The organism is Mesorhizobium sp. M0166 (genome assembly GCF_040322255.1).
Classification (GTDB): Bacteria; Pseudomonadota; Alphaproteobacteria; order Rhizobiales; family Rhizobiaceae; genus Mesorhizobium.
On record NZ_JAMYTD010000014.1, the window covers coordinates 102,731 to 116,644 of the forward strand.

General features: G+C 63.5%; 13 protein-coding genes. 9 read left to right on the forward strand and 4 right to left on the reverse strand.

The features are described from left to right. Positions 1–15: 15 nt before the first annotated feature. From NKJ46_RS17225 to erpA, 4 genes are all read right to left on the reverse strand, one after another. Complete coding sequence (locus NKJ46_RS17225; RefSeq protein ID WP_352666046.1) at positions 16–333, reverse strand: hypothetical protein; 318 nt, start codon at positions 331–333, stop codon at positions 16–18. 77 nt (positions 334–410) lie between these two features. Next, complete coding sequence (xth, locus tag NKJ46_RS17230; protein WP_352666047.1) at positions 411–1,205, reverse strand: exodeoxyribonuclease III; 795 nt, start codon at positions 1,203–1,205, stop codon at positions 411–413. A gap of 30 nt (positions 1,206–1,235) precedes the next feature. Further along, positions 1,236–1,625: a VOC family protein gene (locus NKJ46_RS17235; RefSeq protein WP_352666048.1), complete on the reverse strand. Its 390-nt coding sequence runs from the start codon at positions 1,623–1,625 to the stop codon at positions 1,236–1,238. Between the two features lie 2 nt (positions 1,626–1,627). Further along, positions 1,628–1,975, reverse strand: a complete 348-nt coding sequence (erpA, locus tag NKJ46_RS17240; RefSeq protein ID WP_254818314.1) for an iron-sulfur cluster insertion protein ErpA — start codon at positions 1,973–1,975, stop codon at positions 1,628–1,630. 73 nt (positions 1,976–2,048) lie between these two features. Between erpA and NKJ46_RS17245 the strand changes: the two genes are divergently transcribed. The 9 genes from NKJ46_RS17245 to tatC all read left to right on the forward strand — a co-directional run bounded on the left by NKJ46_RS17245 (position 2,049) and on the right by tatC (position 13,572). Then, positions 2,049–3,263, forward strand: coding sequence for a deoxyguanosinetriphosphate triphosphohydrolase (locus NKJ46_RS17245; protein WP_352666049.1), 1,215 nt, complete (start codon positions 2,049–2,051; stop codon positions 3,261–3,263). Between the two features lie 60 nt (positions 3,264–3,323). Next, positions 3,324–5,081, forward strand: a complete 1,758-nt coding sequence (gene argS, locus NKJ46_RS17250) for an arginine--tRNA ligase (protein ID WP_352666050.1) — start codon at positions 3,324–3,326, stop codon at positions 5,079–5,081. 103 nt (positions 5,082–5,184) lie between these two features. Then, complete coding sequence (locus NKJ46_RS17255) at positions 5,185–8,823, forward strand: SPOR domain-containing protein (RefSeq protein ID WP_352666051.1); 3,639 nt, start codon at positions 5,185–5,187, stop codon at positions 8,821–8,823. A gap of 121 nt (positions 8,824–8,944) precedes the next feature. Next, positions 8,945–9,964, forward strand: a complete 1,020-nt coding sequence (nagZ, locus tag NKJ46_RS17260; protein WP_352666052.1) for a beta-N-acetylhexosaminidase — start codon at positions 8,945–8,947, stop codon at positions 9,962–9,964. Between the two features lie 58 nt (positions 9,965–10,022). After that, complete coding sequence (locus NKJ46_RS17265; protein WP_352666083.1) at positions 10,023–10,823, forward strand: segregation and condensation protein A; 801 nt, start codon at positions 10,023–10,025, stop codon at positions 10,821–10,823. Next, complete coding sequence (scpB, locus tag NKJ46_RS17270; RefSeq protein ID WP_352666053.1) at positions 10,820–11,599, forward strand: SMC-Scp complex subunit ScpB; 780 nt, start codon at positions 10,820–10,822, stop codon at positions 11,597–11,599. Before NKJ46_RS17265 ends, scpB begins: the two co-directional genes overlap by 4 nt. 178 nt (positions 11,600–11,777) lie before the next feature. Beyond that, positions 11,778–11,999, forward strand: coding sequence for a twin-arginine translocase TatA/TatE family subunit (locus NKJ46_RS17275; RefSeq protein ID WP_352490594.1), 222 nt, complete (start codon positions 11,778–11,780; stop codon positions 11,997–11,999). A 29-nt stretch (positions 12,000–12,028) separates the two neighbouring features. Then, on the forward strand, positions 12,029–12,712 hold the full coding sequence (gene tatB, locus NKJ46_RS17280) for a Sec-independent protein translocase protein TatB (protein ID WP_352666054.1): 684 nt from the start codon (positions 12,029–12,031) through the stop codon (positions 12,710–12,712). After that, on the forward strand, positions 12,709–13,572 hold the full coding sequence (gene tatC, locus NKJ46_RS17285; RefSeq protein ID WP_352666055.1) for a twin-arginine translocase subunit TatC: 864 nt from the start codon (positions 12,709–12,711) through the stop codon (positions 13,570–13,572). The genes tatB and tatC overlap by 4 nt, the downstream gene beginning before the upstream one ends. Positions 13,573–13,914: the final 342 nt, after the last annotated feature.

Sequence of the window (13,914 nt, forward strand, 5' to 3'; positions counted from 1 at the left end):
AAATTCCGTTTGAAATCAATTCTCGGTCGGTTCCGTCGGCATGCCGCCGGGCGCCGGTGTCGAGATCGGCGTGCCCTGCAGATGTGGGGCGAGCGTGTTCTCCGGGCAGCCATCCCGCTGCTTTGTCCAGGACGTGTTGTTGAGCACCATCTCGCAACGGGCGAGGTAGCTTTGGCCGGCAAGCGTCAGGCAGGCGACCCGGCCGATCTGGAATGATTTGCCGTTAGCCAGGCACTCTGCATCGGCAAAAGCAGGCGTCACCACCGCCATCGCAAGCGCGCAGCCGATCGGGCAGAGTACAAATCGAGTAGTCATGGGAACCCCAGCCACCATGATGATTTCTCATCAAGCGCGCGATTTGTGGCAATAAGAGGTCAACTTATTAATGTGCCGCCGGACAGCAGCTCCGGTCAGGCCGGCTGCAGCGCCAGATCGATCGCCACCGGCACGTGGTCGGAGGGTTTTTCCCAGGCGCGCACCTGCTTTTCGATCGAAGCCGAGGAAAACCAGTTCGCGGCTTCGGGCGACAGAAGCAAATGGTCGATGCGGATGCCGTTGTTCTTCTGCCAGGCGCCGGCCTGATAGTCCCAGAACGTAAAGACGTCCGGGGCGTCGGTGACGGCACGCACGGCTTCGGTGAAGCCGAGATTCTTCAGCCGCCGGAACGCCTGCCGCGTCGCGGGCTGGAACAGCGCATCGCTTAGCCAGTTTTCCGGATATTTCGCGTCGATCGGCTCGGGAATGACATTGTAGTCGCCGGCCAGGACCAGCGGCTCTTCCAGTGCAAGCCGCTCCTCGGCCCAGCGCTCCAGCCGTGCCATCCAGGAAAGCTTGTAGGAGAACTTCTTCTCGTCGTCGATCGGGTTGCCGTTCGGCAGATAGATCGAGGCAACACGCAAGGCGCCCTTGTCGGTCGAGAACACGCCCTCGATGAAACGCGCCTGCTCGTCGGCATCGTCGCCCGGCAAGCCGCGATTGACCTCGTCGAAACGCAGCTTCGACAGGATGGCGACGCCGTTGAAGCCTTTTTGGCCGCAAGTCTCGACGTTGTAGCCGAGCGCCTCGATCTCGGCGCGGGGAAACTGCTCGTCGACCGTCTTGATTTCCTGCAGGCAGGCGATGTCGGGCGCGCTTTCCGTCAGCCAATGGGTCAAATTGCCGATGCGGGCGCGAACGCCGTTGATGTTCCAGGTGACGATTTTCATGGTGGCCTCGATAGGCTGGTGGTCCGGAGACTAGCGATCCGGTGGATGACGTTCGACAAGGCCGATCGTATTGCCTGCCGGGTCCTTTAGGAAGGCCATCCATTCGCTTTCCCCGGCTTGGCCGAACAGGCCTTCGGTGTCGCGATGGACGAGCGCCGGCGGCGCGGTGAAGGGAACGCCGGCGGCCTTTGCCGAAGCGTGGAACTCTTCGAGGCCGGATATATCGAGATAGACGGTGCCGGCCGGCAGGCCGTCGGTGAAAAGCAGGCGCACGTCACCGGCCATGATAAAGGCGATGCCCGGCGGATCGAAACGTGCATGCAGGCTCATGCCGAGCACCTCGCGCCAGAACGCCAGCGTTGCGTCGAGGTCGCGTCCGGCGGAAAGCGCGACCTGACGGACCGCGCCGATGTCGGGCATTTCTAGATCGAGAAGCTGGTACCGCAGCCGCAGGAGGCGACCGCATTGGGGTTTCTGATCTGGAACGACTGGCCCATCAGATCGTCAACGAAATCGATCACCGAGCCGCCCATATAGACCAGCGACAGGTCGTCGATCAGCACGGTGGCGCCGTCCTTTTCAATGGCGACGTCGTCGTCATTGCGCCTGTCGACCAGGTCGAACTTGTAGGAGAAGCCGGAACAGCCGCCGCCCTCGACCGAAACCCGCAGGGCCGTCTTACCGGCTTCGCTCGCCACAATCTTGGCGATCCGCCTGGCGGCGGCATCGGTCATCTCGACTTTCATGGCGGTCTTGGCATCAGCGCCCATGGGCGTCACCTTGCTTTCGGTTTTGTATGATAGGTATGAAGCGCGACGGGGCAAGTCAACTGCGGCATACGCTATGACCAACGAGTTGGGCGACATCGGATTCGGCTATCGGCCGCGCGCGGCCTATGCCAGCGACCCGGCGAAGTCGCGCGGGCGGCTGTTCGACGAGGTGGAAAGCCCGACGCGTACGCCGTTCCAGCGCGACCGCGACCGCATCATCCATTCGACGGCGTTCCGCCGGCTGAAGCACAAGACGCAAGTGTTCGTTGCACACGAAGGCGACCATTACCGCACAAGGCTGACGCATTCGATCGAGGTGGCGCAAATCGCACGCGCTCTGGCGCGGGCGTTGCGCGGCGACGAGGACCTGGCCGAGGCGGTGGCCCTGGTGCACGACTTCGGCCACACGCCTTTCGGCCATACCGGCGAGGACGCGCTGAACGAGAAGATGGCCGCCTGGGGCGGCTTCGACCATAATGCGCAGTCGCTGCGTGTGGTGACGCGGCTGGAGCGGCGCTATGCCGAGTTCGACGGGCTGAACCTCACCTGGGAAACGCTGGAGGGGCTGGTCAAGCACAATGGCCCGCTGACCGATGCCAAGGGGAAAGGGCTGAAGGGGCCGGTGCCGCAGGCGATCCGCGACTATTCCGAACTGCACGACCTCGAGCTCGACCGCTTCGCCGGCATCGAGGCGCAGTGCGCGGCGATTGCCGACGATATCGCCTACAACACCCACGACATCGATGACGGCTTGAGGGCAGGACTGTTGACGCTGGATATGCTGGAGGATGTCTCGCTGCCGGGATCGATCCTCAAGGGCGTGCGTCAGCGCTATCCGGCGCTCGATGACGTACGCACCGGCCACGAGCTGATGCGTCGGCAAATCACTATCATGGTCGAGGACGTGATCGTCTCGACGACGGCCAATCTGGCGCGCATCAAGCCCGGCAGCGCCGAAGCGGTAAGGGTGGCCGGCGAGACGATGGTGAGCTTCTCCGGCGAGACGGCCGCATCGGAAAAGGAGCTGAAGGCCTTTCTTTACAAGCACCTCTACCGGCACGCGGAGGTCATGCGGGTGCGCGCCGATGCCGACCAGATCGTCAGGGACCTGTTCGACGTCTATTTCGCCGATCCGCGCGCCATGCCGGATGGCTGGCGCGAAGGGCTCGACCGGGCAGAGGATCGCGTCAAGGCGCGCAGTGTTGCCGATTTCCTGGCCGGCATGACGGATACTTATGCGCTCAAGGAACACAGGCGTTTGTTTGACCATACGCCGGATTTGAGCTAGGGCGGGCTCGATTTGCCGGCCAACGCGCCGGATCCCTGCAAAACCGTCAGAGCCACAGCAATGAACATCTTCGCCGATTTCAACGCGCGAATCATAAAGGCCGTCGAAGCGCTTGATTTGAAAGACAAGGATGGCGTGTCGCCGGACCTGTCGCGCATCGCCGTCGAGCCGCCGCGCGATGCCAGCCACGGCGACCTCGCGACCAACGCTGCCATGGTGTTGGCCAAGCCGACCGGCCAGAGCCCGCGTGCGCTGGCCGAAAGGCTGGCCGAGGCGCTGCGCGCCGACGAGGATATCGCTGCCGCCGAGATCGCCGGCCCGGGCTTCGTCAATCTCAGGCTCAAGGACGGCTTTTGGCAGGCGCATCTGACGGCGCTGCTCGGCGAAGGCCGCAACTACGGCCGCTCGACGGTCGGCGGCGGTAAGAAAACCAATGTCGAATATGTCTCGGCCAACCCGACCGGGCCGATGCATGTCGGCCATTGCCGGGGTGCCGTGGTCGGCGACGCGCTGGCCAATCTGATGGCCTTCGCCGGTTACGACGTGACCAAGGAATATGTCATCAACGATGCCGGTTCGCAGATCGACGTGCTCGGACGCTCAGTCATGCTGCGCTACCGCGAAGCGCTCGGCGATGAGATCGGCGAGATTCCGCCCGGGCTTTATCCAGGCGACTATCTGATCCCCGTTGGTCAGGCGCTGGCCAGCGAATTCGGCCGCTCCCTGCTGCAGATGCCGGACGAAGAGGCGCTTGCCATCGTCAAGGACAGAACGATCGATGCGATGATGACGATGATCCGCGAGGATCTGGCGTTGCTCAACGTGCATCATGACGTCTTCTTCTCCGAGCGGACGCTGCATGCCAACAATGCGAAGAAGATCCGCTCGGCGATCAGCGACCTGACGCTGAAGGGCCACATCTACAAGGGCAAGCTGCCGCCGCCCAAGGGCGAGAAGCCGGACGACTGGGAGGACCGCGAGCAGACGCTGTTCCGCTCGACTGCGGTCGGCGACGACATGGACCGGGCGCTGGTCAAGTCGGACGGCACCTTCACCTATTTCGCCGCCGATGTCGCCTACCTCAAGGACAAGGTCGATCGCGGCTTCGTCGACCTGATCTATGTGCTTGGCGCCGATCATGGCGGCTATGTGAAACGGCTGGAAGCGCTTGCCCGGGCGATTGCCGGCGACGAGGTCAAACTTACCGTGCTGCTCTGCCAGCTGGTGAGGCTGTTTCGCGCCGGCGAGCCGGTGCGCATGTCGAAGCGGTCGGGCGAGTTCGTGACCTTGCGCGAAGTGGTCGAGGAGGTCGGCCGCGACCCGATCCGTTTCATGATGCTCTACCGCAAGAACGACGCGCCGCTCGACTTCGACTTCGCCAAGGTGACCGAGCAGTCGAAGGACAATCCGGTGTTCTACGTGCAGTACGCCTCGGCGCGCTGCCATTCGGTGTTCCGGCAGGCAAGCGAGCAATTGGGCGAGGCGATGTTCGACCGCAACCAGCTGGCCGCCGAAGTGGCTTTGCTGACAGATGAGGGGGAGATCGGCCTGATCAGGAAACTCGCCGAATATCCGCGGCTGATCGAAGCCGCGGCGCTCGCGCTCGAGCCCCACCGGCTGGCATTTTACCTCTACGAACTCGCTTCCAGCTTCCACGGACACTGGAACCGGGGCACCGATAATCCCGACTTACGTTTTGTTAAGGTTAACGACCGACAATTGACGCATGCCAGACTAGGGCTGGTGCAGGCTGTTTCGGACGTTTTGACGTCCGGCCTGACGCTGATCGGAGCCAATGCGCCCACCGAAATGCGTTAGGTTTGAGTAAAAAACCTGTCACCTTTTGCCCACATTGCGCTGGTAAGGGCCAACCCTACGCGACGTCCATGGCGTCCGAATGAGTGCGAGTTCGGGAACAATAATGGCAGACAGAACCCAGCTGAGAGCAGCCGACCACAACGACATCGCCAACGATGATCCGTTCGCGGAACTGACCAGGATCATGGGGTTCGACCCGCGCCAGCCGGTCAAACCGCAAACGCCGGCCCAGCCGAAGACCGCTGCCGCCGAACCGTCGGTGGATGAGGCCGATTTCGACATCGATCTCGAGAAGGAGTTGATGGGCGAATTCGGCGCCGACGCCAATGACAATGCTTCCCCTGCCGAGCTCCGCGAGCCGACACCCGAACCGGACGCCGCCGACGAGATGGAGGACGCGCTTGCCGCCTCGTTCGAACAGGATTTCGCGTTCGACGACAGTGCGGCGGACGATGCTGTTCCCGTTGCGGCCGCTCCTGTTGCCGCCGACGAAATTGCCTCCGGCCCCGAAAGGTCGTTCGCTCCCGCTGTCGAGCCGGAGTTCGACGACGAGTTCGATAACGCCGTCGCCGGCTCGCTCGAAGACGTGTCGCCGTTCGAGGATGACCTGTCGAGTGACGACGAACTTGCCACCTCTGTCGACCAGGATTTTCGGCTCGACGACGATGTAACGGCCAAGATCGCGGTGACCGGCGAGGATGAACCCAGGGCCGCAGCCCAGGCGATCGAGCCGGTCGACGAGCCCGCCTTCGACCCCGCCTTGGACGATGAGTTCGACAACGCCGTGGCAAGTTCGCTCGAAGACGAGCTGATGCTCGAAGAGCATGAGCCGATGGAGCAGGCGGTCGCCGTTGACACCGTCGTGCACGCCACCGCGCCTGCGTTCGATGACGAGTTCGACGATGCCGTTGCAAGCTCGCTCGAAGACGAGCTGATATTCGACGAGCATGAGCCGGAGGAAAACGTCGCCGCTCCGGCATCGCCGGTTGAAGCGGTTTCGGCCGACGAGGATCTTGCCGGCCATTTCGATGATGCCATGGCCGATGTCGACATGGATTTCGACGTTCGCCCGAACGAGCCTGCCGAAATCGAAGAACCAGAGTTCATCGAAGAGCTGTCGATCGAAGAGCCAGAGGCCGCTCGACTTTCCGGCACGGCCGCCGAAGCGGCGTTCGACGACGATTTCGATCTGAGCTTCGACGATGCGCCTGCCGAGGACGCTGAAGAGCCCGTGGCGCAGGTTCCGGCCGAACCAGCGGCGCCGGCCGCTGTCGTCCCGACGGCTCCAGTGGCCGAGGAACGCAGCCTGGAAGACGAACTGAACGCGCTGCTCGGCGCGATGAGCACACGGCCGGCACAAGCGGTCAACGAACCTCAGACAAGCCAGCAGTCTGCCCAGCAGCCTGCCCAGAAGCCCGTGATGACTGTTCAGCAGCCCATCGCGCCGGTAATTCAGAAGCCAGCAGTGGCCGCTGAACAGCCAATGGCGGCGGTCAAAGACGTCGCTAACGAACCGATGCATGCTGTCGACGAGCTGGATTGGGAACTCGACGAGCACGAGCCCGCTGAGCCGCAGCAGTCCAGTGCCGCCGATGACGCCGATCTTGGCAGTGTCCTGCTTGATGAGCTTGAAGGCGAGGATTTCGGTGTCGAAGCCGCTGCCGGAACCACGGATGATTTAGACAACGATGCGCTCGATGCCGACTTCGCCAGGAACATCGGCCTGGATCACGACTTGGCCGACAAGAGTGCGGTGGCTGCTGCCGAAGAAGACCCGCTCGATGCGCTGAACTGGCTGACGACACGCGCCACACCGGCCGAGCCGGCCCGGTCGTGGAGCCGCGTGACACCGGTCGCACAGCCTCAGCCCGCTTTTGCAAGCCAGCCGGTGACTTCGGCGCGTCCGGCACCACCGCCGCAGCCGGCTGCAACGCCGTCCTATCCGGCCGCACCGGTCGACGAGAGGCCGTCCTATGAAGATCGGCCCGCCTACATGGAAGCCGCACCAACCTCGCATCAACAGGCTTCCGCCTATGACGAGATGCCCGATGTCGAGACGGTCGACGTGCCCGAGCGCGTCGTGGCGCTGGCGGACGATCTCGACATTCCGGAGCTCAACTTCGACGATGACGAGCCGGTGGCGCCCGCCTACGACGATCTTGATGCCGATTTTGCCAGCCTTCTCACCGAAATGAATGCCACGGATATAGCGCCTGCCCCGGTGCGCAGTGCTGGCTATGACGATGAATACGATGCCGGCTTCGCGGCTGGCTATAAGCAAGATCGTAGCGAGACGCGCGCCTATGGCGCCAAGCCCGCGGAAGCCCCTGTCAGCGCGGCGGCCGCTTCCTATGCCGATGCAGCGGATGGTTTCGATCTGGGGCCATTGCCCGGTGGCCAGCCGGTTTCGCAAGCCGACGATTTCACCTTCGATGAGCTCGACTACGACCCCGAACTGGACGAGGAGATGTCGGTTCCGGGCCTTGCCGAACGCGAGGCCGAAAGGCGGCCGCGCAGGCGCGGGCTGCTGATAGGAGCGGTGGTCGGCGCGGTGGCGATCGCCGGAGGCCTTGGCGCCTTTGCGTTGACCCTTGGCGGCAAGAGCGGCGGCGATGCGCCGGTCATCGTCAAGGCCGACAACAGGCCGATCAAGATCAAGCCGGAAAATCCAGGCGGCACTGTCGTGCCGAACCAGGACAACAAGGTTTATGACGCTGTGGTCAAGGGCGCCAAGCCCGCCGAGCCGGTTCAGCAGAAGCTGGTCACCAACACCGAAGAGCCGGTCGACCTGAAAGCCAACGAACCGGAGAGCCGCGTCGTCGATCTTTCGCCCAATGACCCCGATGCCGCCGACGATATCGACGCGCCCGGCACCGTGGCGTCCGACACCGACGCGTCTGGCACCAACCCGCCTGACACCAACGCGCCTGACCCCAGCGCGCTTGGCGCCAATGCGGCTGGCGCTACCGAAACCGCCGCCGCACCGGCGCCCAAGTCCGAGGATCGCATCGCGCAGGTTCTGCAGGAGGCCGAGAAGGGTGCAAACCCCGAGATCGTCGCCGTTGCGCCGCGCAAGGTACGGACCATGGTTGTGAAACCTGACGGCTCGCTGGTGGCGCGCGAGGATCCGGCGCCTGTTGCCCCGCAGATGGCTGCTGCCGAGCAGGCCGATCCGGCGCCGCAGCACGTGGCTCCGGCGGCCCAGGCCGACGCCGCCGCGCAGACCGGCACCGTGCCCCTGATCGACCAAATGACAAGTGATCCGAAGATTGGCGACCAGCCGAGTGGCGACCAGGCCGAAACCACCAAGCTGCAGCCGGCGCCCAAGCCCGACACAAAGGCTGAAGCCAAGGCCCAGCCGTCAGCCAGCAAGCAGTCCGCCAACACCCCGGACACGGTTCCGGTGGCGCCGCAGCGTCCGTCCGACCAGCCGGTCGACGTGGTCGGCGAGGTCAAGCCCGATCAGGTTGCTTCCATCGATCCGGCCGCGGCCGGCGCTGGTTCGTGGTCGATACAGATCGCTTCGCAGCCGACAGTCGAAAGCGCCCAGGCGACTTACCAGGATCTGCAGCGCCGCTACGGCAGCGTGCTTTCCGGCCGCACCGCCAACATCGTCAAGGCCGAGATCGCCGGCAAGGGTACCTTCTACCGCGTCCGCGTTCCGGCGCAGTCTCGCAACGAGGCGATCAAACTGTGCACCAGCTACAAGGCTGCCGGCGGCAATTGCTTCGTGTCCCACTAGCGGCACCAAAGCCCCTCGAAAAAAAGCCGGCGTCCGCGCCGGCTTTTTTGCGTGAACGGAAAGCTCTGGAGGCAATTGCGGGCGATTCCCTTTGTCGGCGCGAAGCTCTAAACTGTTCCGCATGACCGAATCAAAATCCATGATTCTCGGCTGCGCCGGGAAATCACTGACCCGCGACGAGATCCGTTTCTACCGCAACGAATGCCCGTGGGGCTTCATCCTGTTTGCGCGCAATATCGGCGAGACCGAGCAGATCCGCGATCTGGTCGCCGCGATGCGCGACTGCGTCGGGCGTGCGGACGCGCCGGTGTTCATCGACCAGGAGGGCGGCCGGGTACAGCGCCTGCGGCCGCCGCTGGCGCCGAACTATCCGGCTGCCGGCGCGCTTGGCGCCTTGTGGCGCGACGACCATGATGCCGGCACCCGTGCCGCCTGGCTGATGGCGCGGCTGCATGCCTTCGATCTGCTGCGCTACGGCATCACGGCGGATTGCCTGCCGGTGCTCGACGTGCCGATCGAGGGCGCCAGCGACGTCATCGGCGCGCGCGCCTATGGCAAGGAGCCGCGCGCCGTCATCGAATTGGGTCGCGCCGCGGCGGAAGGGCTGATGGCGGGCGGCGTGCTGCCGGTGATGAAGCATATTCCCGGTCATGGAAGGGCCTTCGCCGATACGCATTTCGAACTGCCGACCGTCGACGCCTCGATCGGCGACCTGCAGCGGCATGATTTTGCCCCGTTCAGGGAGCTCAACCATTTGCCGATGGCGATGACGGCGCATGTCGTCTATAGCGCGATCGACCCGAAGAACCCGGCCACCACATCCGGCAAGGTCATCGAAAAGATCATCCGCGGCGAAATCGGCTTCGACGGGCTGTTGATGAGCGACGACACCTCGATGAAGGCACTTTCTGGGGATTTCCCGTCAAAGGCGGCCGCTATCCTTGCGGCGGGCTGCGATCTGGTCCTTCACTGCAACGGCGTGTTCGAGGAGATGGCCGGCATTGCATCGCGCACGACCGGGCTTGAGGGCAAGTCGTTTGAGCGCGCGGAGCGGGCGCTGACCTATATCAGGAACCGTGATCGGGCTGATGAAACCGAGGTTCGGGCCGAATTTGCCAGTTATTTCAACGCGGTGGCCTAGCATCAAAGGAAGCGAAGTGGCGGAAACATTGGACCTGAAGGCCGGCAAGGCCGCACCGATGGACCGCTTGTGGGCCGAGAACGACGATTCCCGGCTGACCGGCGATCCGGCGTTGGTCGTCGATGTCGCCGGCTTCGAAGGTCCGCTCGATCTTCTGCTGCATCTTGCCCGCAATCAGAAGGTCGACCTGTCGCGCATCTCGATCCTGGCGCTGGCCGAACAGTATCTGGCGTTCGTCGAGAAGGTGAGGGCGCTGAGGCTGGAGCTTGCCGCCGACTATCTGGTGATGGCGGCATGGCTGGCGTTTCTGAAGTCGAAGCTTCTGATCCCCAAGCAGCCGGGCGATGAAGGCGAAAGCGGCGAGGAACTGGCGGCGGTGCTGCAGTTCCGGTTGAAGCGGCTGGAGGCGATGCGCGACGCGGCGGCACGGCTGGTCAACCGCAACCGGCTCGGACGCGACGTCTTTGCACGCGGCATGCCGGAGATGGTGATCGTCGAGAAGCGCAATGCCTATTCGGCCTCGCTCTATGATTTGTTGACCGCCTATGCCCAGCAGCGCCAGAAGCAGGCGATCACCAATGTGACGATCGCCAGGCGCGGCGTGTGGTCGCTCAAGGATGCGCGCGACGTGCTGACCAGGCTGATCGGATCGCTGAGCGACTGGACGGCGCTCGACAGTTTCCTGGTCGAATATCTGGCCGGCCCGGAAGAGCGGCGCACCGCGGTTGCCAGCTCGTTTGCGGCGACGCTGGAACTGGTGCGCGAAGGCAAGATGGAAATGCGGCAGGACCAGGTGTTCGCGCCGCTTTATCTGCGCGGCCGCGCCCAGGCCATCAAGATAGTCGAGGTGACACCATGAGCGAACGCGCCAACGCTGCGGTCATTCCGTTCAAGATCGACGACGACGCCGAGCAAGGCGCGGTCGCCGAGAACCCGGCACAAAATCAGGGGCAGAATTTGTCGCGGAATCCCGGCGAGCGGCTGCATATGGCGGAGGCCGTACGGATGGCCGAGGCGATCGTATTCGCCAGCGCCGAGCCGGTCAGCGAAAAACAGCTCACTTCGCGACTGCCCGACGGCATCAACATTGCCGCGGCGATGGCCGAACTGCAGCAGATCTATGCGCGGCGCGGCGTCAATCTGGTGCGCGTCGGCGATGCCTGGGCTTTTCGCACCGCCGGCGACCTCGCCTTCCTGATGAGCCGTGACACGGTGCAGCAGCGCAAGCTTTCCCGCGCTGCCCTCGAAGTGCTGGCGATCATCGCCTACCACCAGCCGGTAACGCGCGCCGAGATCGAGGATATCCGCGGCGTCGAGACGTCAAAGGGGACGCTCGATACGCTGATGGAGACCGAATGGGTAAGGATGCGCGGCCGGCGCCGCACGCCCGGCCGTCCCGTCACCTACGGCACGACCGACATTTTCCTCGACCATTTCGCGCTGGAGGAGATACGCGATCTCCCCGGCATGGAGGAATTGAAGGGTGCGGGGCTGCTGTCCGGCCGCATGCCGTCGAATTTCTCGGTGCCGCTGCCGCCGGCAGACCCCGATGCGCTCACCGACGACGAGGATCCGCTGACCGACATCGACCTCGAAGAACTCGGCCTTTTGACGCCGCGCGTCACGGAAGATTGAGCCGAGCGCCATCTTAAAGCCACAGGCAGGATGGAACTGCGCCGATTGGTAGCGGGCCGCCGTGCCGAAAGTGCGTGACTTCGGCCACTCATTCATGAACTCTGTCGCAGTTCTGTTTGAATCCGAACCCGAAAGCGCATAGATCAGCGTCTGGGAAACCGTTCGAGAGAGATTTGCTATGGGTTCATTTTCGATTTGGCACTGGATGATCGTTCTGGTGATCGTGCTGCTGGTCTTCGGCCGCGGCAAGATCCCCGAGCTGATGGGCGACATGGCCAAGGGCATCAAGAGCTTCAAGAAGGGCATGGCCGACGACGAGACTGCTGAGGACAAGCGTACCGTCGAACACCGTGCCGACGAAACCGTTTCGGTGCCGAAGGAAAAGGCCAGCAAAAGCTGAGCCCAAAACTTTAGTCGGAACGTATAGCCATGTTCGAAGTCGGCTGGACCGAGATGCTGGTGATCGCGATCGTCATGATCGTGGTCGTCGGACCCAAGGATTTGCCCAACATGCTGCGCACCTTCGGCCGCACGACGGCGAAGCTGCGCGCCATGGCGTCCGATTTCCAGCGGCAGTTCAATGATGCGCTGAAGGAAGCCGAACTCGATGACGTCAAGAAGTCGGTCGATTCGCTGAGAAGCCTCAATCCGGCAGCCGAGATCAGGAAGCAGCTCAATCCATTCGAGCAGGCCGCCGCCGACGTCCGTTCCGGCGTCGATGCCGTGATGAAACCCAAGCCGGCCGTCGATGCCACCGCTTCGACGGAGCAGGCAGCCGAGCCGCTGAAGAACGGCGCAACGACGATGCCGGGCGTCAGCCCGCCGGAGCCGACGCCCGCCACGCCGATCTTTCCGGCGATGACGGACGAGTCCGTCGTGGCGCCGGCAGTGCAGGCGCAAACGGCTGCAGCGGCCGTGCCGCAAAAAGCACCTGCGGCAAGGAAGAAGCCGGCGCCCGCGAAAGCCGCGGCCGCCGCGCCGGCGAAGCCGGCAAAGACCGCTGCGCCGAAGGCCGCCGCAAAAGCTGAGCCGAAAGTTCAATCGGCAGCGAAGAAGCCGGCGTCAGGAGCGAAGAAGCCGGCCGCCAGGAAAACGGCGGGAGCCGCCAAGTGAGCGTTTCGGACAAGGAACAGGACGAGATCGAAAAATCGTCGGCTCCGCTGATGGAGCACCTGATCGAGTTGCGCCGGCGGCTGATCTGGTCGATCGGCGGTTTTTTCGTCGCTTTCCTGGTCTGCTTCTTTTTCGCCAAGCGGCTGTTCAACCTTTTGGTCATTCCGTTCAGATGGGCCACCCAATGGGCCGGGCTCGACCCGCATAAGGTCGAGCTGATCTATACGGCGCCGCAGGAATTCTTCTTCACCCAGGTCAAGCTCGCCATGTTCGGCGGCATGGTCATCGCCTTTCCGCTGATCGCCACGCAGATCTACAAATTCATCGCGCCCGGCCTCTACAAGAACGAGCGCAATGCCTTCCTGCCGTTCCTGATCGCCTCGCCGATCCTGTTCCTGATGGGCGCGTCGCTGGTCTATTTCTTCTTCACGCCGATGGTGATGTGGTTCTTCCTCGCCATGCAGCAGACCGGCACCAACGACCAGGTGCAGATTTCGCTGCTGCCGAAAGTGTCGGAATATCTCAGCCTGATCATGACGCTGATCTTCTCCTTCGGCCTGGTGTTCCAGCTGCCGGTGGTGACCAGCCTGATGACGCGGGTCGGCATGCTGTCGTCCACGGCCCTGGCCGAGAAGCGCAAATGGGCGATCGTCATCGCTTTCGTGGTGGCGGCGGTGCTGACGCCGCCCGACCCGATGAGCCAGATCGGCCTCGCCATTCCGACGATCCTGCTCTACGAGGTCTCGATCTGGTCGGCCCGGCTGATCGAGCGCAGCAAGGAGCGCGACCGTGTGGCCCGCGAAAAGCAGGACGCCGCCGAAGAGGTGGCCGAAAAGCCGGCGGACGCGTCTTCGACGTAGGTTCGGTTGAGGCGTGCAGCATCTTTTTGCCGGCCGCAGCAACTTTGTTCTTGCTTTGTGCCGGCAGCTATGCTACTAATTTGGGTATGGTGCCAATTGGCCCCAAAAACCCGCCTCCCGAGGCGGGTTTTTTGTTTCCAGGGCGAAAACTGCGGTGTTGTCGGACGTCAATGTCGGCGGGACAGCGCCCCCCTCTGTCCTGCCGGACATCTCCCCCACAGGTGGGGAGATCGGCTGTCCTTGCCGCTTTCGCCAATCTCCGGCGCTGAAAAAGCAAGCCGCCGGCGAAGCTGCCAATCTCCCTCCTTGTGGGGGAGATGTCCGGCAGGACAGAGGGGGCGC

What these genes read in the sequence shown, in the direction of transcription:
- NKJ46_RS17235 (WP_352666048.1), bottom strand. Translation starts at nt 1,625, where the DNA reads ATGCCCGACATCGGCGCGGTCCGTCAGGTCGCGCTTTCCGCCGGACGC.
- erpA (WP_254818314.1), bottom strand. Translation starts at nt 1,975, where the DNA reads ATGGGCGCTGATGCCAAGACCGCCATGAAAGTCGAGATGACCGATGCC.
- argS (WP_352666050.1), top strand. Translation starts at nt 3,324, where the DNA reads ATGAACATCTTCGCCGATTTCAACGCGCGAATCATAAAGGCCGTCGAA.
- xth (WP_352666047.1), bottom strand. Translation starts at nt 1,205, where the DNA reads ATGAAAATCGTCACCTGGAACATCAACGGCGTTCGCGCCCGCATCGGC.
- NKJ46_RS17225 (WP_352666046.1), bottom strand. Translation starts at nt 333, where the DNA reads ATGGTGGCTGGGGTTCCCATGACTACTCGATTTGTACTCTGCCCGATC.
- nagZ (WP_352666052.1), top strand. Translation starts at nt 8,945, where the DNA reads ATGACCGAATCAAAATCCATGATTCTCGGCTGCGCCGGGAAATCACTG.
- NKJ46_RS17275 (WP_352490594.1), top strand. Translation starts at nt 11,778, where the DNA reads ATGGGTTCATTTTCGATTTGGCACTGGATGATCGTTCTGGTGATCGTG.
- NKJ46_RS17255 (WP_352666051.1), top strand. Translation starts at nt 5,185, where the DNA reads ATGGCAGACAGAACCCAGCTGAGAGCAGCCGACCACAACGACATCGCC.
- NKJ46_RS17265 (WP_352666083.1), top strand. Translation starts at nt 10,023, where the DNA reads ATGGACCGCTTGTGGGCCGAGAACGACGATTCCCGGCTGACCGGCGAT.
- tatB (WP_352666054.1), top strand. Translation starts at nt 12,029, where the DNA reads ATGTTCGAAGTCGGCTGGACCGAGATGCTGGTGATCGCGATCGTCATG.
- scpB (WP_352666053.1), top strand. Translation starts at nt 10,820, where the DNA reads ATGAGCGAACGCGCCAACGCTGCGGTCATTCCGTTCAAGATCGACGAC.
- NKJ46_RS17245 (WP_352666049.1), top strand. Translation starts at nt 2,049, where the DNA reads ATGACCAACGAGTTGGGCGACATCGGATTCGGCTATCGGCCGCGCGCG.